Origin of the sequence: Burkholderia sp. AU32262 (assembly GCF_020419985.1) — a bacterium.
In the GTDB taxonomy this organism is placed as follows: domain Bacteria; phylum Pseudomonadota; class Gammaproteobacteria; order Burkholderiales; family Burkholderiaceae; genus Burkholderia; species Burkholderia semiarida.
Window position 1 is genome coordinate 1 of record NZ_JAIZRS010000038.1, and the last position, 22469, is coordinate 22469.

Sequence of the window (22469 nt, forward strand, 5' to 3'; positions counted from 1 at the left end):
GCGCCGCTTTCGGCGGCTCGGCCGGCGCCGGCGGCTGCACGGCGGCTTGCGGCGCGCGCGGCGCGGGCAGCGCGGCCGGCGCGACCGGGGCTTCCGATTTCGGCGCCGGAGCGGGTGCGGGCCCCTGGGCCGGTGTCTGCGGCGCGGCGGCGGCATCGTTCGCGGGCTGCATCGGCTGGGCGCCTGCCTTGCGCACGCCGCGGCGGCCTTCCATGTTGCCGGTCGCATACACGTCGATTTCGTTCGGCTTCGAGAAGCTGTCGGTCGGCAGCGCGACGTCGGCGGTCTGCAGCGGCTTCACCAGGTGCGGCGTGATCAGGAAGATCAGCTCGGTGCGGTCCTGCTGGAACGACGTGCTGCGAAACAGCGCGCCGAGCACCGGCACTTCGCCGACGCCGGGGATCGCCTTCAGCGCGCCAGTCGCGTTGTCCTTGATCAGCCCGCCGATCGCGAACGATTCGCCGTCGCTCATCTGCACCGTCGTCGATGCGCGCCGCGTCGTGATCAGCGGCAGGATCGACGTGCCGCCGATGTTGGTCGCGCTCAGCGTGACGCCCGTCTGCGACAGCTCCGACACTTCCGGCGCGACCTTCAGGCTGATCCGGCCGTTGGCCAGCACCGTCGGCGTGAACTTCAGCGCGACGCCGAATTCCTCTTCCTGCAGCGTGATCGACGACGTGCCGTTGCCGCTGCTCTGCGGGATCGGGATGAAGATCTTGCCGCCCGCGAGGAACGTCGCTTCCTGGCCGCTGATCGTCACGAGGTTCGGCTCCGCGAGGATCTTGACGAGGTTGTCGGTGTTCTGCGCGTCGGCCGCGATGCTGAACGGCTTGTTGTTCGCCTTGTTGAAGATGGCGCCGCTCGCGACACCGGCGAGCAGGTTGCTGACCAGCGCGCCGCTCCACGAACCGAACCCGCCCTGGATGTTGAACGCGCTGCCCATCTGGTTGATCAGCGTCTTCGACACCTCGGCCACCTTCACCTCGAGCATCACCTGCTGCGGCGACGTGACGTTCAGCATGTTGAGCACGCCGCCGCCCTGCTTGCCGCCGCCCGCGCCTTCGCCCGCGTTGTCGCCGTACGCATGGGCGATCTGCACGGCCTGCTGCGCGGCCTGCGAGCTCGACACGGTGCCGGCGAGCACGATCGTGCCGGCCGCGGTCGACACGTGAATGTCGCGCTCGTTCGGCATCAGTTGCAGCAGCGACGCCTGCAGGCCGCCGGCGTCCGCGCCGACCGCGACGTCGATCACGCGGCACGCACCGCTCCTGCCCTGCACGATCATGTTGGTCGTGCCGACCGCGAGCCCGAGGATGTACAGCGTCTGCGGCGACACCATCGTCGCCTGCGCGACGGCCGGATTGCCGATCGTCCGGTTGCGGACCGGCTCCGGCATCGGCACCAGCAGCGACTTGCCGAGCGGCACCGCGACGCTGGTCGATTCGTGCACGGCGCCAACGCAGTTCGGCCCGCGCAGCGGCCCCGCCGATGCGGCGGGCGCGGCGGCCGGCGCCGGCGACATGCTGATCGTCATCTGCATCGGCCCCTTGCCGACCGCGGCCGGCGCGCTGGCGCCGCCCTTGGTCAGCACCGCCGATTCGATGCCTTCCTGGGCGAGTGCGCCATATACGGTCAGCCATCCCGAACAGAGGATCGCGGCCATCATCGTGCCCCGTGCGACGCGTGTGCGCAGTGGGCCGGTACCTGTGCGTTGCGGTTTGATCTTCATTTCGTCTGATCCCCCGAGAGACCGGCGCCGTGCCGGTTATCGACTTCCAAGGCCGCCGCGCGTTGCCGGCGGCCGGTTTGTTTATCTGGCTGGTTCGATCTGCTTCAGAAACATTCGACGCTGCTCTTCACGCCCGACAGCACGCCGACGCAGTCGCGCCGGACTTCCGGCGCCGCATGCGACGCGACGTGCACGCGCACCGGCCGCGCATGGACGGGCGCCGGCGGTGCTTCCGGTGCGGGCGCCTTGCCGAGCAGCGTCATCTTCGTCGCGCCGCCGGTGGCCAGCGTCTTCTGGTCGACCTGGTTGCGCAGCACCAGCGACAGCGTGCCGACGCTGCGTGCGAGGTCGAGCCGTTCGGCCTGGTCGGGCGTGACTTCCAGCGTCACCGCGTTGACCACCTTCGGCGCCGTGTCGTCGCGGCTGACCTGCTGCGCGACGGCGAGCACGAGGATGTGCTCGAGCACGATCTTCGAGATGCTCTGCCCGTCGGTCTTGCCTTGCTGTTCCTGCGTGTTGACGATCACGTCGACGTAGTTGCCGGGCAGCGCGAAGCCCGCGACGCCAACCACGTCGTTCACGCGCACCGTGATCGCGCGGCTGCCGTCGGCGATCACCGCGGACAGCCCGCCCTTCGTGCCGACCGGCGCGAGCTTCGACTCGATCACCGGCTCGCCGCGCGCGAGGCTGGTGCGTACGACACGCCCTTCGAGCGCCTTCGTGTCGGTGAACGCGCCCGTGGGCACGCTGCCCGACGGCCAGCTCACCATGTGGATCTGGTTCGGCCCGAGCGGCTCGCCCAGGTTCAGGTCGGTGGTGGCCACCGCGACGGACGTGACCGAGCTCGTGGATGTCTGCATCAGCCAGTGGGAGGCGAATACGACCGCGGCAAGACCCGCGATCATCGCGACGACCAGCATCATGACCGCTCGACTGTTTTTCATGGCAATGCTCCTCGACGAATCGTGAAAGAAACCGCTCAACCGGTGACGAACGTACGGCCTCCGCGCTCGATGGGCGGCGGATGGCCGCCGTCCCGTTCGGGCGCCGCGCCGAAATAACTCGCCCACGCGTCGTACAGCGCGTCGTGCGTCACCTCGGGCGGATCGCCGCGGTAACGCGCGCCGGCGGCCACGAGGCGCAGCAGGTCCGCCGGAAAGCACGCGAGAAACGCCTTGCCGGTCGGCCGATGCAGCCGATGCAGCAGGAAATCGAAGGCATCGCTCGCCGAGACGAGCCCGAGCGTCGCGCAGGCCGCGTCGTATACCGCGCGGTAGTCGTCGATCGACATCGCGCCGACGTGCAGCTTCGAGCCCAGGCGGCGCATGAACGCGTCGTCGCAGAACTGCTCCGGCGCGAGGTTGCTCGAGAACACCGGCCATACGTCGAACGGCATCACGAAGCGGTTGCCGGATTCGAGCGTCATGAAATCGACGCCGCGATCGAGCGGACGCAGCCAGCGGTTGAGCAGGTCGCGCGGCTCGACGCGCTGGCGACCGAGGTCGTCGACGACGTACATGCCCATGTTCGCCTTCATGTGCGGCGGCGCCTGGTAGAAGCCGGCCGCTTCGTCGCGACGCAGATCGAGCTCGTCGAGCGTCAGCTCGCCGCCCGACATCACGACCGGGCGCTGGCACAGACGCCAGCGCCGATCGACCGACTGGCCGCCGCACGCGGCTTGCGCATCGACGTGCACGAGCGGGTCGTAGACCTGGATCACTTCGCCCGCCGCGCAGATCGCGTGCGGCACCGGCACGCGGCCGTGCATCAGCGAGCCGAGCCGCTCGGCGAGAAAGGTCTTGCCGCTGCCGGCCGGGCCGTAGATCAGCAGCGGCCGGCCCGCATTCAGCGCGGCGGCCGCCGCATCGAGCACCGCCGTGTCGATCACGACGCCTTCGAACGCGGCCCACACGTCGCTCTGCCCGATGTGCAGCTTGCGCACCGAATGCGCGGCCACGCTCGCGAGATACGCGTCGAGCGTCACCGGCGCGGGGCCGCTGTAGCCGCTGCGTTCCCGCTCCTCGAGCGCGAGCACGCGGCCCGCATCGGTCAGGCGGAACGTCACGTCGAGATCGGTCGCGCCGCGATGGGTCAGCTCGACGAGATGCTCGCGCACCAGGAATCCAAAGACGTCGTCGAGCACCGCGAGCGGCAGGCAGTGCCGCTCGACCAGGTCGCCGTACGACGGGCGGCCGAGCACCAGCGTCGACTTCAGCACGAGGCCGGCGACGAACGCCATGCTCAACCCGGTTTCCGCGAGCGAGCGCGGAGCCGGCGGCAGTTGCGCGCCCAGCTTCGTGTGGACCTCCCGCGACGGCAGCGGATCGGGCAGGCGTGCCACCTGCGCGTCGCGTCTCGGTTCGGTGTGGTTCGTGTTCATGATCGTTGCGTCCTCGTTTCGGATCCGCCGCGCTATGCGCACGACGCGAACAGCATGCCCAGCGTGCCGGCCGCGATCGCGACGCCGTACGGCAGCGTGCCGACCGACGCGATCTCGACGGGGCCGTCGGCGACCTCGGCGCGCGCCGCTTGCGAACGCCGCACGATCAGCGCGCGCACGTTCGCCCACATCCGGCGCATCCGCCCGCGCAGCAGCGCGTAGACGATGGCGCCGATCCCGCCGGCCAGGAACGTGGCCAGCACGATGTAAAACGTCATTTCCGCGCCGACCCATGCGCCGATCGCCAGCATCAGCTTCACGTCGCCCGCCGCCATGCCGCGCAGCAGGTAGAACGGCAGCAGCAGGCCGAAGCCGGTCGCGGCGCCGGCGAGCCAACCGAGCACGCCCGCGGGCACGCCGTGCAACAGGCACTGCGCAACCAGCGCGCCGGCCAGGCCGAGCAGCACGAGACGGTTCGGAATGCGACGGGTCGCGATGTCGGTGCTGGCCGCGGCGATCGCGAGCAGCGTCACGCACAACGGAACCGGATAAGGCGGCGCAACGGGAAACATGGCGAACCTCGCGGGTCGAATCGGTGGATCAGGAAGCCATCGCCAGCGCGGTGGTCACGGCGGTGCTCACGGCCGCGGCGATCATCTCGTACGCATCGCCGAGCGAACCCTTCAGCGTGACGACGCTGCCCAGTACCGCGATGGCGAACATCGACGCGAGCAACGCATACTCGATCGACGTCACACCTCGTTCGTCGGCGATCCAGCGACGGGCGACACGCACGATGGCTTTCATGATGGTCTCCGGTGTCCGGTTGACGGAATCGCCGGGGACGGCTCGAACGCTGCACCAGCCGAGCCGTCCACGGCACGCTCCATCAGATGCCTGCAACCGCCGAATCGAGGTCGGCCGCGATCGTGCTGAACACGGTCTTCAGATCCTTCCCGATGGTCGACAGCGCGAGGATGATGCCGACTGCGATCAGTGCGGCGATCAGGCCGTATTCGATGGCGGTCACGCCGTCTTCGTCGCGAATGAAACGGCCGGCTTGTTGAATGAACTTGGACATGATGTTCTCCTTGCGTGGTGACTTTCAAAACCCTCGCGCACCGGCTGGTCGGACGACCGTGCATCGATACGTCGAGGAATGTCGTTGATGCCGTGTGGCGCCGACGAACGATCCGGACGATTCGGGCGAACCGTTCGTCGTACCGTCCATCAGATGCCTGCTACCGCCGAGTCCAGATCCGCGGCGATCGTGCTGAACACGGTCTTCAGATCCGTACCGACCGTCGCCAGCGCGGCGACGATGCCGATCGCGATCAGCGCGGCGATCAGGCCGTATTCAATGGCCGTCACACCGTCCTGATCGTGGGCGAACCACGCGATCTTTTCGATGATTCTTGACATGAGCGTTCTCCTTTCGGACTGCTATGAAATACCCTTCGTCGGTCATGACGTCGGGAGGGGGCACCACCGGCACTACTCTGGAAATCGGAAGCCGACGATCAGTCGCGGAAACGGGGCGGACCACCGCGGTCCGTGCGAACGGGTATCGGCGAGACGGAGCATGAGAGACGCGCGTACGGTGCGACCGGCCGGATGAGCCGGGCAGGTCGATCGAACTGAACGGCACGACGGCCGTCCGACGCATGGAATCCGGTTGAACGGGAGATGAATTCCCGGCAAAGCCGCAATGTGTCTTTAACGCGGCTTGCGATCCGCGATGTGCTGTGGTCTTTCATTTTTATTCCCCATGTACTGCCATGCCGATTTCTTATTGCCCTGAAGCGACCGGGTCTCTCGGGTCGTTCGACGACGGTTGCCGCGGTGGATCGAACGGGAGCCGCGTGTTCCCCGACGCGCTCCGGCCCGACTTTTTCCGCAGGTGATTCGCGAGCCGGTTCCGCTGCCTGTTGCCCGAACCGCCCGGTCGTCACATCGTCGACTGCCGTGCCAACGCTTACGCAAAGAGCGGACCATCCCGGGCGAAATCGAGACGCACCAAGGGTTTCGGCGATCGACCCGGCCTCCCGCCAACCGCCCGGCCGCCGAAATGTTTCAACTTTGATATATGCGGCGCCGGCGCATGTAGCCGGCATGAAACCCCGTCATCGCGCTGCACAAAGGTCCAAAAAAATTTTCTCGGGATTTTCCCGGACGCGGCGGCGCGCCCAGGCGTCGCGGGTTCCGCGGCATGCCCGGCCGCTAAAAATCGCGGAATGTTTCAGGCCAGAAACACGAATGCCGGCGGCGGCGTTTTCTCATACCAGAAACGGCGGTTTTCACCCGAATCGCTGAACACATTCAATGTCGGCCGGCCGTGCGCGGTTTGCATCACGCGATTTTTTCTTCAACAATGAATTCACCGGACAACGCCAATTCAGCGCGATTCGATCCGCAGGCACGACAACATCGAACGGCTGCGACAAACCACGCGGCCAAACCACAGACGGGGCATCATGTACACAGCCAATCGTGAAACGCGCGATCGCGCAATACGCTGTGCTCAATGGCTGACGGCCGACCGGATCATTCCGTACAGCTGCATCATGCTGATGATCTTCGTCGCGCTCCTGATCGTCTGGGGTGTCGTGACCGACGGCTTCACATCGAACGCCACCGCCCGACCCGGCACCGACTTCTCGGTCTTCTGGACCGCATCGCATCTCGTGTTGCAAGGCCATGCCGCGGCGGCCTACGACACGTCGTCATTCCTGCAGGCCGAGTTCGCGCACTTCGGTGCGTATCTGCAAAACCGGCCGCTTCCCTGGCTCTATCCGCCGACGATGCTGCTGTTCATCGCGCCGGTTGCCCTCGTGCCTTTCCTGCCCGCTTACTTCCTCTTTTTCGCGGGCAGTCTTTTATGCTACGCGTTCGCCGTCTCGCGCTTGTCGGGGCTGCGCGCGCATCTTCCCGTGCCGCGCGCCGCGGCGTTCGTCGTCGTCGCGTATTCGGCGGTGTGCATGTCCGCGCTGTTCGGCCAGAACAGCATCCTGACCGCCGGCCTCGCCGCGCTCGCGCTGCATCTGCTCGGCAGGCGGCCGGTGCTGGCCGGCGTGCTGATCGGGCTGCTCGCGATCAAGCCGCAACTCGCCGTCGTGTTCCCGTTCGTGCTGATCGCGACGCGTGCGTGGCGCACCTTCGCGGCGGCGGCGCTCAGCGCGACGCTGTTCGCGGCGGCCGGCGTCGCGCTGGCCGGCCCCGCCGCGCTGCACGGGCTGAGTCATGCGATGGCGACGGTACGCGCGCAGCATTTCATGCTCGCGTCGTACTGGCTCGCGTCGCCGACGCCGTTCGCCGCGCTGCGGCTCGCGGGCGCGCCGGTGGCGGCCGCGCTGGCCGCCCAGGCGGCGGTCGCGCTCGTCGCGCTCGCCGCGGCTGTCAACGTATGGCGCCGCACGCGCGACATGCGGTTGCGCGGCGCGGTGCTGGCCGTCGCCACGCTGCTGACGACGCCGTACCTGTGGAACTACGAGCTGACGTGGCTCGGCATCGCGCTCTTCTGCCTGATCGCGCACGGCCTCGACGAAGGCTGGCTGCCCGGCGACCAGGGCATTCTCGTGCTCGCGTGGCTGCTGCCGATCTTCGAAATGCTGAACCGGCTGATGAAGCTGCCGCAGATCGGGCCGGTCGTGCTGCTCGCGGTGCTGTTCGTCGTCGTGCGCCGCACGGCGCTCGCGTCGCGGAGCGCACGATGAAGACGCCGTCGTTCGCCCGTCACGCGCACCCGAATGCCGATCTGCACCCGGAACTCCCGATCGCCGGCCCGCGCCGCCATCCGCACTGGCTCAATCGCGATCGCGTGCGTCTCTATGCGGCCGCCGTGCTGCTGACGGAGCTGCTGTTCATCGCCATTTACCTGATCCGCGTGCACCTGTCGCACGGCGGCGCGCTGGAGCCGCTGTCGCAGGATTTCTCGCCGGTCTGGAGCGCCGCATGGCTCGCCGCGCACGGGCACGGCGCCGACGCGTGGCATTACTCCGCGCTGTTCGCGGTCCAGAAGCTCGCCATCCCGACGATGACGCTCGCGGACGGCACGCTGCCGTGGCTCTATCCGCCGACGATGCTGCTGCTTGTGGCGCCGCTCGGCTGGCTGCCGTACACGCTGGCGCTCGTGCTGTGGCTCGGCATCGGCATCGCGCTGTTCGCCGCGGCGATGCGCGCGACCGTGCAGCGCGATGTCGCGTGGCTGTGCGCGCTCGCGTTCCCCGGCGTGTTCCTCACGGTGATCGTCGGGCAGACGAGCCTTTTCACCGCGACGCTCGCCGCCGTCGGCCTGCTCGCGCTGAAACGCCGCCCCGTCTGCGCCGGCATCTGTTTCGGGCTGCTGACGATGAAGCCGCAGCTCGCGGTGCTGTTCCCGCTCGCGCTGCTGTGCGCGGGCCAATGGCGCGCGCTGGCCGCATGGGCCGCGACGATCGCCGTCAGCGCCCTGCTCGCGACGCTCGCGTTCGGCGTCGCCCCGTGGATCGCGTTCGCGCACCTGATCGCCCACGTCTACACGATCGTGGGCACCGGTCACGCGAAGCTCGCACGCATGCCGACCATGTTCGCGCTCGCGACGATGGCCGGCTGGCCCGCCCTCGTCGCGCGCGGCCTTCAACTGCTGTCGGCGGCGGTTGCCGCGGTCGCCGTCGTCTACGCGTGGCGCGGCGCGTGCTCGTATGCCCTGCGCGCCGCGACCCTCGCGTGCGCATGCCTGCTCGTCAGCCCCTATCTGTACGACTACGACCTGACGTGGTACGGCATCGTGATCGCGTGGTACGCACGCTATGCGTCGACGCGCGGCTGGCGGCGCTTCGACCGCGAATGGCTGATGCTGCTGTGGCCGATGCCGCTCGCGGGCCTCGCGATCGTGCCGCACCTGTCGTTCCAGTTCATGCCGCTCGCGACGCTCGCGTCGCTCGCGCTGCTCGTCAGCCGGATCGCCCGGGAAAGACGCGACGTGCCGTCGATGCCCGACGCGCGCGACACCTCCACCGAGACCGGGTTCACCCACCGGCTCCGGCCACACCACCGCCCGGCGCACGGCATGCGCCGCACCGGTCGCCCGACGCTCGGCGCCGGCAGGTAAAGCGACATCACAAGGGGAATCATCATGCGGGAATCCATCTACACGCCGCTCGTCTCGCTGGTCGTGCCGTTCTACAACGAAGGCGAAGCCGTCGAGCGCTTCTTCGACGTCGTGATTCCGTTGCTGAGCGCGATCGACGCGATCCGCTTCGAGATCGTCTGCGTGAACGACGGCAGCCGCGACGACACGCTGGAACGCCTGGTCCGGATCGGCGCCGCCGAGCGGCGCGTGCGCGTGATCGACCTGACCCGCAACTTCGGCAAGGAGGCCGCGCTGACGGCCGGCCTCGACGAAGCGGCCGGCGATGCGGTGATCCCGCTCGACGCCGACCTGCAGGACCCACCGAGCCTGATCCCCGTGATGATCGAACACTGGCGCGACGGCGCGGAGGTCGTCGCGGCGAAGCGCAGCAACCGCGCGTGCGATTCGTTCGCGAAGCGCACCGCCGCCGCGATCTACTATCGCGTGCACAACCTGCTGTCGGACGTGAAGCTGCCGGAGAACGTCGGCGATTTCCGGCTGATGGACCGCAAGGTCGTGAACGCGCTGCGCAACCTGCCCGAGCGACACCGCTTCATGAAAGGGCTGTTCGCGTGGGTCGGCTACAAGACCGTGATCGTCGAATATCAGCGCGATCCGCGCAGCGCCGGGCACTCGAAATTCTCCGGCTGGAAGCTGTGGAATTTCGCGCTCGAAGGCATCACCAGCTTCAGCACCGTGCCGCTGCGCAGCTGGACCTACATCGGCATCGGCATCGCGGCGCTCGCATTCGTGTACGGCGCGTTCATCATCCTGCGCACGCTGCTGCTCGGCAATCCGGTGCTCGGCTACGCGTCGCTGATCTCGGTCACGCTGTTCATCGGCGGCATCGAGCTGATCGGGATCGGCGTCGTCGGCGAATACGTCGGGCGCATCTACGACGAATCGAAGCAACGGCCCGTCTACCTGATCCGCCGCCGCTACCAGGCGCACGGCAAGGTGATCGAACTGCCGGTCGCGCGCGATGCACGCCGCCAGCCCGCACGCCGGCGCGTGCAGCCGGCCCGGCCGCGCATCGGCGCGCGCTGAACGCACCGGCGCCATGATCGGCCTGCTCCAGGCCGAGCGCACGCGGCTCGTGCGCTTTGGCGTGTCCGGGCTCTGCTCGACCGCGATTCACACGCTGGTCGCGACAGCGCTGTTCGCGCTGCGCGATGCGACACCGGTGACCGCGAATGCGGTCGCGTTCCTCTGCGCCACCGTGTTCTCGTATCTGGCGAATACGCTGTGGAGCTTCTCGTCGACGGTACGCACCCGCAATGCGACGCGCTTTCTCGCGGTCACGCTCGCCGGGTTCGTCGAAACGCTGCTGCTCGCGCGCGCCGCCGAGGCGCTGGATGCGTCGCGCACGACGAGCGTCGTCGCGATCGCGCTGCTGATCCCGCCGACGACGTTCGTGCTGCACCGGCTCTGGACGTATCGGTAAGCTCCCCTTCCCGGCCCGCCAACGATCGACCAATCAATTAACAGATTCAATGTCGCGATATTTATGTCACGCATCTAATCGATTGATTCCGATTTTAAAATTAACCCGATAAATCATTTTATCGACCTGTTTACTTTTACAGCTTCCACGAGCAATCAAACGGGATAATCTGCATTCGCGGTCGCTTCCGCACGTGTCGATATCGGTGAGAAGCCTTGCTGCACAAGGCGATGGTGGCCGCACGAAGCAATTCGCGCAACGATAAGTCCCATTACTTCAAACGGGAGCTTCTATGTCACGCGTTACCGATGTGCTCGTTTCGTTCGATACCGAAACCATTCTCAAAAAATATCCGAATCCCAGCAAGAATCCGGCGGCGCCAACGCTGATCGACTGGCACTATGTCTATATGGTGACCAACCAGGACAACGTCATCTCCGGCCAGGCGGGCGGCGAGCTCGACCTGAAGGCGCAGGTCGGCGACCTGATCCGCTGGCGCGAAACGAGCCTGTCGCTGGGCTTCGAGAACCAGGTGGTGTTCTACAAGTTCATCGGCAACGTCGGCAACGACCTGATCTCGACGCCGACGCCGCGCGTCGCGGAGGCGTCGATTCCGGTGCCGAACACCAGCAAGCCCGAAGTGCCGACGTGCCAGAAGGTCGCGAACTACTACTGGTCGTCCGAATGCCTGAAGGTCGGCCGCGTGACCTACCATTTCCTGTTCCAGATCATCGATCGCAATTGCCAGAGCCAGGGCTGCTTCTCGTGGGATCCGTTCATCTCGATCCATAACTGATCGCGGCACGCGGGCGGCCGCACGACGGCCGCCCGTCCCGCCCCTTGTTGCGGAGGACGTGCTCATGTCTGGTGTACGTTGCGATGCGCTCGCGATCGTCGACGCCGTCACGCTGCTGGCGGCCTATCCCGATGCGAGCCGGGACGCCGACGCGCCCACCGTGATCGACGGCCGGCACATCTACGTGCTGAGCCCCGGCGACGCCGGGCAGGTCAGCCACCACGACAACCGGCTCTTTGCCGGCCTGTCACCGGGCGATCGGCTTCATCTGCGCGAAACCGCGCTGGCGCTGCGCGCGGAGGTGACCGTGCTGTTCGTCCGGTTCGCGCTGAGGGACGCCGGCATCGTCGCGCCGATCGAAGCGGAGATCCGCGACGCCGCCACGGCGGTGCCGAACGGCGACGACCTGCTGCATCCGTCGTGCCAGCCGATGAAGGACCATTTCTGGCGCGGCGAGGTGCTGGCCCCGGGCGCCACCACGTGCACGGCCGATTTCGCGGTGCTCGATCGCGACGGCGCCGTGTCGGGCTATTTCCGCTGGGAAACGACGATCGAGATCGCCGGCAGCGGGCCGGACACGAAACAGCCCGGCGCCACACCGTAGCCGGATCGCGACGGCCGTTTCACGTTGCCGGTGAATGCCGACTTCAACGCGATCGGGGCGGGGGACGGCTACGACGACGCTCACGTGCGCCCCGCCGCGTGCCGTACTCAGGTGCGCGGCAGCCCCGGCGGATTGGTCTGCGACCGGTCGATCGCCTCGGCATCCAGCCGCCAGTGGTCGAGCGCCTTCCGGTAGCTGCCGTTCGCGATCAGCGCATTGATCGCGAGCGTCAGCGGCTCGGCGAGGCCGCTGCCCTTGCGGGTCGTGATCGCGATATCCGCGGTGCGCGGCCAGCCGCCGCTGACGGTGCCGATCAGCTTTGCATCGCCGCGCAGCGACGCCTGGTACGCGAGCATCGAATTCACGCTGAAGATCGTGTCGACCCGGCCCGACTGCAGCGCGACCCAGCGCTCGGCCGCATCCGCGTAATACTGGATCTCGACCGGCGCGAGGCCGCGCGCGACGTTCTGCCGGTTCCATTCGAGCAGGATCTTTTCCTGGTTCGTGCCCGAATCGGTCACGACGCGCAGCCCCGCGACATCCTTCGGTTCGCGGATCGCGGCAAGCTTGCTGCCGGTCTTCACGTAAAAGCCGAGCTGATCCTTCCGGTAGGTCGAGAAGTCGAACTTCTCCTTGCGCTGCTCGGTCACCGTCACGTTCGAGATCACCGCATCGACCTTGCCGGATTGCAGCGCGAGCGGCCAGTCGGCCCACGCGAGCGGCACGATCTTCAGCTTGCGGCCGATGCTGTCCGCGATCAGTTGCGCGAGATCGGGATCGAAGCCGACCACCGTGCGCGCGTCGGTCGCATAGGTGCTGAGCGGCGGCAGGTTCGGCGCGATGCCGATCGTCAGCGTGTTCGCGTCGGCGAACCGGAAGCCGGCCGGCAGCGCCTGCTCGACCGCCGGATTCACCGCGCCGCGCTGCCGGCCCGGTTGCTCGGGGCTCAGGTCGAACGACGCGGCGTGTACCGCGACGGCGTTCGCGGCGATCAGCGCGGCGGCCAGCACGCGGGCGATGCGTGCGACGGGAAAAGCGTTTCTTCTCATGTCTTGTGGAATCCTGTTTTTATTCGGGGATGCGCGAAGCGGGCGCGGGCAGCGGGCCGGCAACGTTCGACGCCAGTCGCTGCCCCGCCGGGCCGGTCACGCAGGCGTCGCTTCCAGTTCGACCGCGGCCGCACGCCGGGCCGCCGGTTGCACGACGGGCGACGGAGGCCTCGCGTGCGCCGACTCGCCCGCATACAGCGCCTTCGGGTCGAACACGCGTGCCTGCAGCGGCGTGAACGCACGGAAATTCCACAGGCTGCGCGCGACGAACACGCGCTGCACCCAGCGGAACGCGCGGTCGTTCTCGTCGTACTGCGGATCGAAGCGGTCGCGCGAATGCAGCGTGAAATGGTTGTTGATCAGCACCAGCTTGCCCGGCGACACCTGCACGCCGAACGACACCTCGCGCACCGCGCGATACAGGTTGGCCAGCGCTTCCTGCGCGCGCGGGTTGACGGCCAGCACCATGTCCGGATAGAACGCGACCGTTACGCGCGGCGCGTCGAGCGGCCCCGACAGCACCGCGCTCAGGTCGGTGTTGTCGCGCGGCGTGGGCGTCGCGCCGCGCCATCGGTACGGCACGCGGATGATGTAGTGCTCGCCGTAGAGTTGCGCGATATCGTCCGGCGACAGCAGTTGCAGCGCGCGGCGCGCATCGGCGAGCCGCGTGTACGGGCCGCCGCCGGCCTCGCTGCGCACGCCGAGCAGCAGCAGCGCGAACGGCGACGTGTCGCCTTCCGGCATGTGCGCCTGCGCGGCGTTCTCGATATGGAAGTCGAGCTCGACCTCGGAGCCGAGGCCCGTGTAGTCGCGCGCGGTCGCCTTGTGCGGCGTCAGGTTGTTCACCAGCTCGCGCCCTTCGTGCGCGATCGAGTACGGCTCGCCGGCGAGCGTGCTCAACGCGACCAGCACGTTCTCGCTGAGCACGCCGGCCTTGAACGAGCGGCCGGTTTCCTCGAACCGCGGGCTGCCCGTCACGCCGTCGTCGATCGGCAGGTTGTCGATCTCGATCGAGCCGTGCGCGTCCGCGGTCGGCGCCTTCGCCCGGTCGAATGCGTCGACGATCCGGTCGGGAAACGCGTTGTAGGCCAGCTTGCGAACTGCGCTGATATAGCCAGCGCCGCCGGCCGGGTCGTAATCCAGCGCGCCGAGCGTCGTGCGGATGTGAGCGGATTCCGCTGCCGTCAAAGCGATGCGTGCATCTGCGAGATAGGTCATAGGTCTCTCGTATAAAGATCTGGTTCGAAGAGCGGCATGGCATCGCCGCCGCGCGCCGCCGTCCTCGGGGCGAAGCGCTCGACAAGACTAGGAGACCGTCATTGCATTTCGAAATGATATTAATTCGATTGCAAACAAAAATTATCGATATAAGTTCAGCAATGCGGACGGAACCGGTTCACCGCGTTTTGCGCCGACCCTTAACACGAATACTTGTTAAAAAATCGTTGCTTATTATTTGTATTCGCCAATGGGTCGATGCTAGTTTTCTGTCGGATTCGACGCCGCGGCTGGCGCCCGACGGGCAGCCGGCTCCCTTGATGCGCCATACGGAAACCTGCCAGATGAATCGATACCGCCTGCCGTCCCGCACCATCCACACGTCCCGCACGCACCGGGAGCCGCGATGAGCGACCGTGCCCCGGCGCTCGACCGCGTCGACCGCGCGCTGACCGCCACCGCCACCACCGCCGCCGGTTCGCCGCGCACGTCGCTGCGCGCCATCTTCCCGACCGTCGCGGCCGCGAGCCTCGGCTTCGCGATCGTCCAGCTCGACGTGACCGTCGTCAACGTCGCGATTCCGAGCCTCGGCCATGCGTTCGGATCGAGCGTCCACGGGCTGCAGTGGATCGTCGATGCTTACACGCTGTCGTTCGCCGCGCTGCTGCTGACGTCGGGCACGCTGGCCGACCGCTTCGGCAGCCGCCGGCTGTTCGCGTACGGCCTTGCGCTGTTCCTGCTCGCGTCGCTCGGCTGCGCGCTCGCGCCGTCGCTGGCGGCGCTGGTTGCCGCGCGGGTCGCGCAAGGCGTCGGCGCCGCGATGATCCTGCCCACGTCGCTCGCGCTCATCACGCATGTGTGCGCCAACGATGCCGCCGCACGCGTGAAAGCCGTCGCGTGGTGGAGCGCGACGGGCGGTGCGATCAGCGCGGCCGGGCCGACGCTCGGCGGCCTGCTGATCGATTCGCTCGGATGGCGCGCGATCTTCTTCATCAACCTGCCGATCTGCGCGTTCGGGCTGTGGCTCACGCTGCGCCATGTGCGGGATTCGGCCGCCGCGCGCACGCGGCTGTTCGATCCGGTCGGCCAGTTCGTCGCGGTGCTCGTGCTCGGGCTGCTGACGGGCGGCATCATCCGGGCCGGGGCGCACGGGATCGGCGACCCTTACGCGGCCGGCGCGCTGATCGCGTCGGTCGCGCTCGGCGCGTCGTTCATCGCGATCGAACGGCGCGTGGCCGCGCCGATGCTGCAACTCGCATTCTTCCGGATCGCGCGCGTGCCGGGCGTGCTCGCGATCGGCGCGATCACGAATGCAGCGTTCTACGGGCTGATCTTCTCGCTCAGCCTCTATTTCCAGAACGCGCGCGGCTTCACGGCAACCGAATCGGGGCTCGCGCTCGCGCCGCTCACGATCATCATGCTCGCCAACATCGCGAGCGCGCGGCTCGCGGTCCGCCACGGGTTTCGCGCGACCGTCATCGTCGGCCTCGCCGTATCGCTGGCCGGTTACGTGTGGCTGTGGCAGACGCTCGCCGCGCACACGCCGTACGCGCTGCTGGCGCCGGGGCTCGCGGCGATGGCGATCGGCGGCGGCATCGCGATTCCCGCGCTGACGTCGACGATGCTCGGCAGCGTCGAGGCCGGCCGCTCGGCCACCGCGTCCGCGATCCTCAATACCGCGCGCCAGGTGGGCGCCGCGATCGGCGTCGCGGCGCTCGGCGCACTGGTCGCCGGCCAGGGCGCGGCGATCGTGGCCGGCGCGGCGCGCGCGTTCGCCATCGCGGCCGTGCTCGTCGCACTCTGCGTCGTGCTGGCCGTGCGCTGGCCTCGCGACGCCCGCGATACCGGCACGCGGGCCTGAGCACCTTGCCGCACGCACTCCTTCAACCGATTTTCCATCCGAGCGAGAGGAATCCATGCAGCATCGCTTCATCGATACCGTCCTGATCGTCGACGGCGCGTCGACCGCCGCCTACCTGGCCCCCGCGTTTCGCGCATACGGCATCCGTTGCGCGCACGTGATCAGCGACCCCGATCTGCCGGCCATCTACCGCGACCAGTTCGTGCCGTCCGACTACATCCGGCAGGTCCAGCATCGCGGCGACATCGACGCGACGCTCGCGCAACTGGGCGACCTGCGGATCGGCGCGGTGCTGCATGGCCTCGACGCGGCGCTCGAGCTGGCCGACACGCTGGCCGAGCGGCTCGACGTGCCGTATCGCAACCCGCTCGCCACCTCCGCCGCGCGACGCGACAAGTTCGCGATGAACGAACGCATTCGCCAGGCCGGGCTGCGCGCGCCGGCGCACTTCCACAGCACGTCGGTCGATGAAGCGCTCGATTGGGCGCGCGCGCAGCGCACGCTGCCGCTCGTCGTGAAGCCGGCGCGCAGCGCGGGCGTGGCCGGCGTGAAGATCTGCCGGACGCTCGAGCAGGTCGAGGCCGCCGCGCGCGACGTGCTGAACACCCGTTCGCTGTACAACCAGCCGAACGACGACATCGTGATCCAAAGCTATTCCGAGGGGCAGGAATACATCGTCGATTCGGTGTCGTTCGAAGGCCGCCATCGCGTGGTCAGCCTGTGGGAAGTGCATCGCGACCGCACGCACGCGCCGCGGCTCGACAAGATGCTGGTGCTGAACCATGCCGACCCGCGCTACGCACCGCTGCTCGACTACGCGGCCGACGTGCTCGATGCGCTGGACGTGCGCTTCGGGCCGACCCACCTCGAGCTGTTCGATACGGCCGACGGCCCGACCATCGTCGAGCTGAACGCGCGGCTGCACGGCAGTCTCGATCCGCGGCTGACGAGCGCGGTCAGCGGCGAGAATCACGTATCGGCCACCGTCGAAGCAGTGCTGCATCCGGAGCGGCTGTTCGGCGACGTCGCCGCGCCGACGGATTTTCGCGGGTACTGCGGTCACGTGCTGCTGCTGTCGTCGCGCAACGGCGTGCTGCGGCAGGATTTCACGTGGCAGGCGATCCAGGCGTTGCCGTCGTTCGTCGGGCTCAAGCAGTGGATCAAGGTCGGCGACACGCTGCGCGTGACCACCGACCTGCAAACGGCGCTCGGCACGGTCGGCCTGTACAGCCCGACCTTCGAACGGCTGCTCGAGGATTGTCGGCGGATTCGCGAAATCGAGGCCGATTTCTTCGCGGACGAAGGCGCGGTCGCGCCGGTCTAGGGTCGCGGCGTGCCAGTGTCAGCGCGCGAGCAGCGCACCGGCCTGCCGGCCGAGCACCGCACGCAACGCGTCGAGTTCCGGCAGCGCGGGCGTTTCTTCGGGCGTGACGAGGTAGGTCGTCACGCTGTCGAGATCGTCGAATGCATGCGCGCGCAGTTCCTTGCGCGCCACGTGCTCGGTCGTGATCCGCTTCGGCAGGATCGCGACGCCCATCCCGGCCGCCACGCAGCCGAGGATCGCGCCGAACGTGCCGAACGACGACACCGATTCAATCGCGACACCGCGCGCCTTCAGCCAGTGCTCCGCGACCGCGCGGTACGGGCAGCCGTCGTGAAACGCGAGCAGGCGCACCGCGTTGTCGGCCAGCAGTTGCCGGCGCGTGACGGTCGCGGCGCTCACCAGCACCATGTCCTCCGCGAACGCGGGCTCGTAACGCAGCCCGGGCCGCACGACCGCGCGTGCGGTGAGCGCCGCGTCGATCCGGCCGCGCAGCAGCGCATCCGCCAGATCGGGCTCGCTGCCGATCTGCACCGCGAGGCCGAGCGCCGGGTCGCGCTCCTTCAGCGCGGCGGCCAGCGCAGGCAGCCGCGTGGCGGCCGTGCTTTCCATCGATCCGAGCCGGAAGCTACGGGCAACCGGCGTTTCGCGCACCACCTGCGTCGCTTCGTCGACGAGACGCAGGATGCGGTCGCAATACGGCATCAGCCGGCGCCCGGCATCGTTCAGCACCAGCCGCTTGCCATGGCGGTCGAACAGCGGTGCGTCGAGCGATTCCTCGAGCTGACGCAGCCGCGCCGTGACGTTCGACTGCGTGCAGCCGAGCCGTTCGGCCGCGCGCAACGCGCTGCCTTCCTGCACGACGGCCCGGAAAGTTTCGAGCAATGGGATGTTCATATCAGTTTCTCTTGTTACCGATTCAGTTTATATCATTTTACTTCGCCCACCATCCGGATTAGCCTAGCGCGTATTCCGTGCTGGCCCCTTCCGAGGAATCCGCATGCCATTCGCTGCCCGCTTCGGCTTCACTCCCGTTCGCCGCTGGCCCGAGGTTCGTCCGTGCGCGCACTGATTGCCGCGCTGGTGCGGCGCGGCCCGACCGTGCTCGCGTGCGGCGTCGGCCTCGGGCTGCTGGTGCCGCCGCTCGCGGCGCTCGCGCGGCCGCTGATGCCCGTTACCGTGTTCCTGTTCGTGCTCGGCACGCTGCTGCGCGTCGAGCCGAGCGCCGTGCGCGCGGTCGCGCGGCGCCCCGCCGTGTCGCTGCTGCTGCCCGCGCTGACGATGATCGCGTGCCCGATCGCGCTCGGCGTCGCCGCGCGGCTCGCGGGTTTGCCGTACGACTGGGTCGTCGCGCTGGTGATCGCGTACTGCGCGCCGCCGTCGAGCGGCACGTCGACGATTGCGCGCATGCTGTCGCTCGACGCCAGTGTCGCCCTCGTCGCGACCCTCGCGTCGATGGTGTTCGTACCGCTGACCGCGCCGCTGCTGACGGCCTGGTTCAGCCACGACGCCTCGGTGTCGATCTCGCCGTCGAGCCTCGCGCTGCGGCTCGCGCTGCTGATCGGCAGCGCCGAGGGCGTCGCGCTGCTCGTGCGGCGCCTTGCCGGCGCGCGGCTCGCGCGCCATGCGACGCCGATCGACGCGACCGTCGTCGTCGCGCTGCTGATCTTCGCGCTCGGCACGATGGCCGGCATGCAGCAGTCGATCATCGACGCACCGCACCGCGCACTGGCCGCGATCGCGCTCGCATTCGCCGTCAACGCCGGTTTCCAGATCGTCGCGTACGGGCTCACGCCCGGCGATGTCCGCACGCGCCTGAACGTCGCACTGATCGTCGCCAATCGCAACGTCGGGCTGATGTGGGCCGCGCTGGGACTGGCCGCCACGCCGACCATGGCGCTCGTGTTCGCGTGCGCGCAGTTGCCGATCTATACGTTGCCGCGCGTCGTTCAGCATCTGCTGCCGCGCCTCGAAGCGCAGCGCCTGCGCCGGCGCGCACGCTAGCTCTCCCGTCCTCGATCAAGGATTCACCATGAAGCGACTCATCGTGATCGGTGCACGCGCCACCGGCAGCAGCGTCGCGCTGGTGCGCGCCGCCCTCGCGCGCCAGGTGGCCGTGACCGTCGTCACCGCGCCCGGCCATCGTCTCGACGGCGTGTTTCCCGCGGGCGTCGAGACGGTCAACCTCGCGCCCGACGCCGACCAGCTCGCCGGTTGGCTGCGCACGCGCTTTCCGGACCAACTCGACACGCTGCGCGTGACGACCGCGCACGACACCTATGCGCGCACCGCCGCGTGGGTCGCCGATGCGCTCGGGCTGCCCGGCCCTGATGCGCGGCACGTCGCGCACGCGGTGTCGAAGTCGAACCAGAAGGCGTTGCTCGCCGCGCACGGCATCCCGGCCGCGCAGTTCGTGTCGGGTACGCCGGCCGCGCCGGCGGCGCTCGCGGCGGCCGCCGCCCCGTTGCGGTTCCCGGTCGTCGTCAAGCCGTCGGAAGGCTCCGCGAGCGACGGCGTGCGCCGCTGCGAGGACATCGCCGCCGTGCGCGCGCAGCTCGATGCGCTCGCCGCCGTGCAGGCCGATGCACGATCGCTTGCGACCGAGCGCATCGTCATCGAGGAATTCCTGGAGGGCAGCGAATACTGCGTCGAGTATTTCGACGGCCGCTACGTCGGCGCGCTGCGCAAGCTCAAGCGGCATGGCGCGGGTTTTCTCGAACGCGGGTATACGTCCGAACTCGATCTCGACGCCAACACGCTGCGCGCGCTGATCGACGTCGGCACGCGCGCGACCGCCGCCGCCGGGCTCACGTGGGGGCCCGTGCATCTCGACTGCATCGTGCACGACGGCGTGCCGCACGTGATCGAACTGAATCCGCGCATCGCGGGCAGCTTCATCTGCGACATCGTGCGCGACGGCTACGGCTTCAACGTGGTCGAAGCATTGCTCGACAGGCTCGACGGAAAAACGGTGACGATTCCCGAGCTGTTCGAGCCGCACGCGTATGCGCGCGCCGAATTCCTGCTCGACAGCGATCCCGGTACGTGGCGCTTCGCGCAGGCCGGCGAGATCGACGACGGGGCGGTAAGGATCAGCTACGGGCCGCAAGTGCTGCCCGATCGCGAACGGTGCGCGTTTATTTATGTGCGGGTTGCGTTGCCGGCGGTACGCGGTGCTGAGGACGACGCTGGCTCGACGGCTCAGCACGGCGCCGTCGTGGAGCCGACGCTGGCGACAGCTCCCTCTCCTGATTTGAAGCCTTCAACTGGAGAAATGGCCTGACGCATGCGCCAGGCCCTCTCCAGAACGATTGTGGCCGTTCATCGCGTGCCCGGCACCAGATCGACGATTCCATCGATGCCGAGGCATCGCGGCTCGTACGGCCGTGAATCATGCCCTCGTCCGAACCGGCCTCGACATAGAGCAAACAGCGATCGGTCCCCTCGTCGATACCCTTTCAGGATCGCGTCATGTCGAGCGGCACGACGTATCGGTCGAAATCCTCCGGTGCGACGAATCCCAGCGCATTCGCGACTTCCCTCAGCGATTTCCCTTCGCGGTGAGCCGTCTTCGCGACGATCGCTGCGTTGTCGTAGCCGATGTGACGATTGAGCGCGGTGACCAGCATCAGATTCTTTTCGAGGTTCTCGTCCATCTGCTGCAGATTGGGCTCGATGCCGACCGCGCAATGCACGTTGAACGCGCGACACGCGTCGGCGAGCAGCGTGATGCTCTCCAGCACGTTGTGGACCATCACCGGTTTGTACACGTTGAGCTGGAAATTTCCCTGGCTCCCGGCGAATGCGACGGTCGCATCGTTGCCGAATACCTGCGTGCAAACCATCGTGAGCGCTTCGCATTGCGTCGGATTGACCTTCCCCGGCATGATCGACGAGCCTGGCTCGTTCTCGGGAATATGAATCTCGCCGATCCCGCAGCGCGGCCCGCTTGCCAGCCAGCGAACATCGTTGGCGATCTTCAGCAGTGCCATCGCGAGCGTTCGGATCGCCGCGGACGTGCTGACGAGCGCGTCGTGCGCGGACAACGCAAAGAACTTGTTGGCCGACGACCGGAACGGATGCCCCGTGAGTTCACCGATGATGGCCGCGCACGTGTCACCAAACAGCGGATGCGCGTTCAGCCCCGTGCCCACGGCCGTGCCGCCGATCGCGAGATCGTACAGCCCAGTCAGGTTGGTCCGAATCGACGCGAGCGAATAGTCGATCTGCTTCACCCAGCCGCCGATCTCCTGCCCGAACGTGATCGGCGTCGCGTCCTGCAAGTGCGTGCGCCCGACCTTCACGACGTCGAAATACCGCTCGGATTTCTCCAGCAACGTATCGCGCAATGCCATCACGCTCGGAAACAACGTGTCGAACAGTTCCGTGACGACCGCGATATACATCGCAGTCGGAAACGTGTCGTTCGACGACTGGCCGCGATTGACGTGATCGTTCGGATGAATCGGCGTCTTGCTGCCGAGCACCCCGCCCTTCATTTCGATTGCGCGATTGGAGATGACCTCGTTGACATTCATGTTCGACTGCGTGCCCGAGCCCGTCTGAAACACCACCAGCGGAAAATGATCGTCGAGCGCCCCGGAGATCACTTCGTCCGCCGCCTCCGAGATCGGGATGGCGATCGCCTCCGGCAATTCGCCGAGCTTGAGATTCGCCAGCGCTGCGGCCTTCTTCAGGATGCCCATTGCATGGATGATCGATCTTCCCCACTTGAAGCGGGATTGGCCGATCGGGAAATTCATGATGGAACGCTCGGTTTGTGCACCCCAGTATTTTTCCGACGGGACCTGGATGGAACCCATCGAATCCGATTCGATACGCATGTTTGTTGACCTCGATTCAGTCGCTCGCCGCGGCGAGCGTTGGACTCATTCATCTGGCGAAGCAGGATTCGAATGCATTCGCCGGCAGGCCCTGGCGGCTTCCCGCTCCGGCC

Annotated in this window: 21 protein-coding genes; 10 read left to right on the forward strand and 11 right to left on the reverse strand. The window is 67.7% G+C overall.

The window, feature by feature from the left end; all coding sequences use genetic code 11:
* The 7 genes from LGN10_RS30600 to LGN10_RS30630 form a co-directional block, all read right to left on the reverse strand.
* On the reverse strand, positions 1 to 1729 hold a 1729-nt coding region (locus tag LGN10_RS30600), incomplete at its 3' end, for a type II and III secretion system protein family protein (RefSeq protein ID WP_226226019.1).
* A 104-nt stretch (positions 1730 to 1833) separates the two neighbouring features.
* Complete coding sequence (gene cpaB, locus LGN10_RS30605) at positions 1834 to 2673, reverse strand: Flp pilus assembly protein CpaB (protein ID WP_226226020.1); 840 nt, start codon at positions 2671 to 2673, stop codon at positions 1834 to 1836.
* 35 nt (positions 2674 to 2708) lie between these two features.
* The gene (locus LGN10_RS30610; RefSeq protein WP_226226021.1) at positions 2709 to 4109 is read right to left on the reverse strand and encodes an ATP-binding protein; all 1401 of its coding nucleotides are present in this window, start codon (positions 4107 to 4109) and stop codon (positions 2709 to 2711) included.
* A gap of 32 nt (positions 4110 to 4141) precedes the next feature.
* The gene (locus LGN10_RS30615; RefSeq protein WP_226226022.1) at positions 4142 to 4681 is read right to left on the reverse strand and encodes a prepilin peptidase; all 540 of its coding nucleotides are present in this window, start codon (positions 4679 to 4681) and stop codon (positions 4142 to 4144) included.
* 28 nt (positions 4682 to 4709) lie between these two features.
* Complete coding sequence (locus LGN10_RS30620) at positions 4710 to 4916, reverse strand: Flp family type IVb pilin (protein ID WP_060313811.1); 207 nt, start codon at positions 4914 to 4916, stop codon at positions 4710 to 4712.
* Positions 4917 to 4998: 82 nt separating this feature from the next.
* Positions 4999 to 5190: a Flp family type IVb pilin gene (locus LGN10_RS30625; RefSeq protein ID WP_059577621.1), complete on the reverse strand. Its 192-nt coding sequence runs from the start codon at positions 5188 to 5190 to the stop codon at positions 4999 to 5001.
* A 149-nt stretch (positions 5191 to 5339) separates the two neighbouring features.
* Positions 5340 to 5531 carry a Flp family type IVb pilin gene (locus tag LGN10_RS30630; RefSeq protein WP_060313814.1) on the reverse strand — a complete coding sequence of 64 codons (192 nt, stop codon included), beginning with the start codon at positions 5529 to 5531 and terminating at the stop codon, positions 5340 to 5342.
* A 1052-nt stretch (positions 5532 to 6583) separates the two neighbouring features.
* On the opposite strand from LGN10_RS30630, the gene LGN10_RS30635 reads away from it, so the two are divergent.
* From LGN10_RS30635 to LGN10_RS30660, 6 genes are all read left to right on the forward strand, one after another.
* Positions 6584 to 7822, forward strand: a complete 1239-nt coding sequence (locus tag LGN10_RS30635) for a glycosyltransferase family 87 protein (RefSeq protein ID WP_226226023.1) — start codon at positions 6584 to 6586, stop codon at positions 7820 to 7822.
* Positions 7819 to 9198 carry a glycosyltransferase family 87 protein gene (locus tag LGN10_RS30640; protein WP_226226024.1) on the forward strand — a complete coding sequence of 460 codons (1380 nt, stop codon included), beginning with the start codon at positions 7819 to 7821 and terminating at the stop codon, positions 9196 to 9198. Before LGN10_RS30635 ends, LGN10_RS30640 begins: the two co-directional genes overlap by 4 nt.
* A 24-nt stretch (positions 9199 to 9222) precedes the next feature.
* On the forward strand, positions 9223 to 10266 hold the full coding sequence (locus LGN10_RS30645; protein WP_089466202.1) for a glycosyltransferase family 2 protein: 1044 nt from the start codon (positions 9223 to 9225) through the stop codon (positions 10264 to 10266).
* A 13-nt stretch (positions 10267 to 10279) separates the two neighbouring features.
* Positions 10280 to 10663, forward strand: coding sequence for a GtrA family protein (locus LGN10_RS30650; RefSeq protein WP_060010744.1), 384 nt, complete (start codon positions 10280 to 10282; stop codon positions 10661 to 10663).
* 292 nt (positions 10664 to 10955) lie between these two features.
* Entirely contained in the window at positions 10956 to 11459 is a 504-nt protein-coding gene (locus LGN10_RS30655) for an inclusion body family protein (RefSeq protein ID WP_059577607.1), read from the forward strand.
* A gap of 64 nt (positions 11460 to 11523) precedes the next feature.
* Entirely contained in the window at positions 11524 to 12063 is a 540-nt protein-coding gene (locus tag LGN10_RS30660) for an AidA/PixA family protein (RefSeq protein WP_226226025.1), read from the forward strand.
* A gap of 107 nt (positions 12064 to 12170) precedes the next feature.
* Here the strand turns inward: LGN10_RS30660 and LGN10_RS30665 are convergent, their stop codons facing one another.
* Together LGN10_RS30665 and LGN10_RS30670 are read right to left on the reverse strand one after the other, a co-directional pair.
* Positions 12171 to 13112 carry an ABC transporter substrate-binding protein gene (locus LGN10_RS30665; RefSeq protein ID WP_226226026.1) on the reverse strand — a complete coding sequence of 314 codons (942 nt, stop codon included), beginning with the start codon at positions 13110 to 13112 and terminating at the stop codon, positions 12171 to 12173.
* A 96-nt stretch (positions 13113 to 13208) separates the two neighbouring features.
* Complete coding sequence (locus LGN10_RS30670; protein ID WP_059637735.1) at positions 13209 to 14330, reverse strand: TauD/TfdA family dioxygenase; 1122 nt, start codon at positions 14328 to 14330, stop codon at positions 13209 to 13211.
* Between the two features lie 406 nt (positions 14331 to 14736).
* Here LGN10_RS30670 and LGN10_RS30675 point away from each other — a divergent pair, with 406 nt between their 5' ends.
* Together LGN10_RS30675 and LGN10_RS30680 are read left to right on the forward strand one after the other, a co-directional pair.
* A complete protein-coding gene (locus LGN10_RS30675) occupies positions 14737 to 16191 on the forward strand; it encodes an MFS transporter (RefSeq protein ID WP_226226027.1) in 1455 nt (484 codons plus the stop codon).
* Between the two features lie 55 nt (positions 16192 to 16246).
* Complete coding sequence (locus LGN10_RS30680) at positions 16247 to 17515, forward strand: ATP-grasp domain-containing protein (RefSeq protein ID WP_059577592.1); 1269 nt, start codon at positions 16247 to 16249, stop codon at positions 17513 to 17515.
* 18 nt (positions 17516 to 17533) lie between these two features.
* Here the strand turns inward: LGN10_RS30680 and LGN10_RS30685 are convergent, their stop codons facing one another.
* On the reverse strand, positions 17534 to 18409 hold the full coding sequence (locus LGN10_RS30685) for a LysR family transcriptional regulator (RefSeq protein WP_226226028.1): 876 nt from the start codon (positions 18407 to 18409) through the stop codon (positions 17534 to 17536).
* A 162-nt stretch (positions 18410 to 18571) separates the two neighbouring features.
* Between LGN10_RS30685 and LGN10_RS30690 the strand changes: the two genes are divergently transcribed.
* Both LGN10_RS30690 and LGN10_RS30695 read left to right on the forward strand, forming a co-directional pair.
* Positions 18572 to 19516: a hypothetical protein gene (locus LGN10_RS30690; protein WP_226226029.1), complete on the forward strand. Its 945-nt coding sequence runs from the start codon at positions 18572 to 18574 to the stop codon at positions 19514 to 19516.
* Between the two features lie 28 nt (positions 19517 to 19544).
* Positions 19545 to 20795: an ATP-grasp domain-containing protein gene (locus LGN10_RS30695; protein ID WP_226226030.1), complete on the forward strand. Its 1251-nt coding sequence runs from the start codon at positions 19545 to 19547 to the stop codon at positions 20793 to 20795.
* Positions 20796 to 20970: 175 nt separating this feature from the next.
* Here LGN10_RS30695 and fumC read toward each other — a convergent pair whose 3' ends face one another.
* Positions 20971 to 22356: a class II fumarate hydratase gene (fumC, locus tag LGN10_RS30700; protein ID WP_059577580.1), complete on the reverse strand. Its 1386-nt coding sequence runs from the start codon at positions 22354 to 22356 to the stop codon at positions 20971 to 20973.
* Between the last annotated feature and the right edge of the window lie 113 nt (positions 22357 to 22469).

Excerpts from the sequence above, each read along its gene's own strand:
- LGN10_RS30620 (WP_060313811.1), bottom strand. The coding sequence starts at position 4,916 with ATGAAAGCCATCGTGCGTGTCGCCCGTCGCTGGATCGCCGACGAACGA.
- LGN10_RS30685 (WP_226226028.1), bottom strand. The coding sequence starts at position 18,409 with ATGAACATCCCATTGCTCGAAACTTTCCGGGCCGTCGTGCAGGAAGGC.
- LGN10_RS30615 (WP_226226022.1), bottom strand. The coding sequence starts at position 4,681 with ATGTTTCCCGTTGCGCCGCCTTATCCGGTTCCGTTGTGCGTGACGCTG.
- LGN10_RS30670 (WP_059637735.1), bottom strand. The coding sequence starts at position 14,330 with ATGACCTATCTCGCAGATGCACGCATCGCTTTGACGGCAGCGGAATCC.
- LGN10_RS30680 (WP_059577592.1), top strand. The coding sequence starts at position 16,247 with ATGCAGCATCGCTTCATCGATACCGTCCTGATCGTCGACGGCGCGTCG.
- LGN10_RS30695 (WP_226226030.1), top strand. The coding sequence starts at position 19,545 with ATGAAGCGACTCATCGTGATCGGTGCACGCGCCACCGGCAGCAGCGTC.
- LGN10_RS30640 (WP_226226024.1), top strand. The coding sequence starts at position 7,819 with ATGAAGACGCCGTCGTTCGCCCGTCACGCGCACCCGAATGCCGATCTG.
- LGN10_RS30660 (WP_226226025.1), top strand. The coding sequence starts at position 11,524 with ATGTCTGGTGTACGTTGCGATGCGCTCGCGATCGTCGACGCCGTCACG.
- LGN10_RS30675 (WP_226226027.1), top strand. The coding sequence starts at position 14,737 with ATGAGCGACCGTGCCCCGGCGCTCGACCGCGTCGACCGCGCGCTGACC.
- cpaB (WP_226226020.1), bottom strand. The coding sequence starts at position 2,673 with ATGAAAAACAGTCGAGCGGTCATGATGCTGGTCGTCGCGATGATCGCG.
- LGN10_RS30630 (WP_060313814.1), bottom strand. The coding sequence starts at position 5,531 with ATGTCAAGAATCATCGAAAAGATCGCGTGGTTCGCCCACGATCAGGAC.
- LGN10_RS30625 (WP_059577621.1), bottom strand. The coding sequence starts at position 5,190 with ATGTCCAAGTTCATTCAACAAGCCGGCCGTTTCATTCGCGACGAAGAC.
- LGN10_RS30655 (WP_059577607.1), top strand. The coding sequence starts at position 10,956 with ATGTCACGCGTTACCGATGTGCTCGTTTCGTTCGATACCGAAACCATT.
- LGN10_RS30650 (WP_060010744.1), top strand. The coding sequence starts at position 10,280 with ATGATCGGCCTGCTCCAGGCCGAGCGCACGCGGCTCGTGCGCTTTGGC.
- fumC (WP_059577580.1), bottom strand. The coding sequence starts at position 22,356 with ATGCGTATCGAATCGGATTCGATGGGTTCCATCCAGGTCCCGTCGGAA.
- LGN10_RS30665 (WP_226226026.1), bottom strand. The coding sequence starts at position 13,112 with ATGAGAAGAAACGCTTTTCCCGTCGCACGCATCGCCCGCGTGCTGGCC.
- LGN10_RS30610 (WP_226226021.1), bottom strand. The coding sequence starts at position 4,109 with ATGAACACGAACCACACCGAACCGAGACGCGACGCGCAGGTGGCACGC.
- LGN10_RS30645 (WP_089466202.1), top strand. The coding sequence starts at position 9,223 with ATGCGGGAATCCATCTACACGCCGCTCGTCTCGCTGGTCGTGCCGTTC.
- LGN10_RS30635 (WP_226226023.1), top strand. The coding sequence starts at position 6,584 with ATGTACACAGCCAATCGTGAAACGCGCGATCGCGCAATACGCTGTGCT.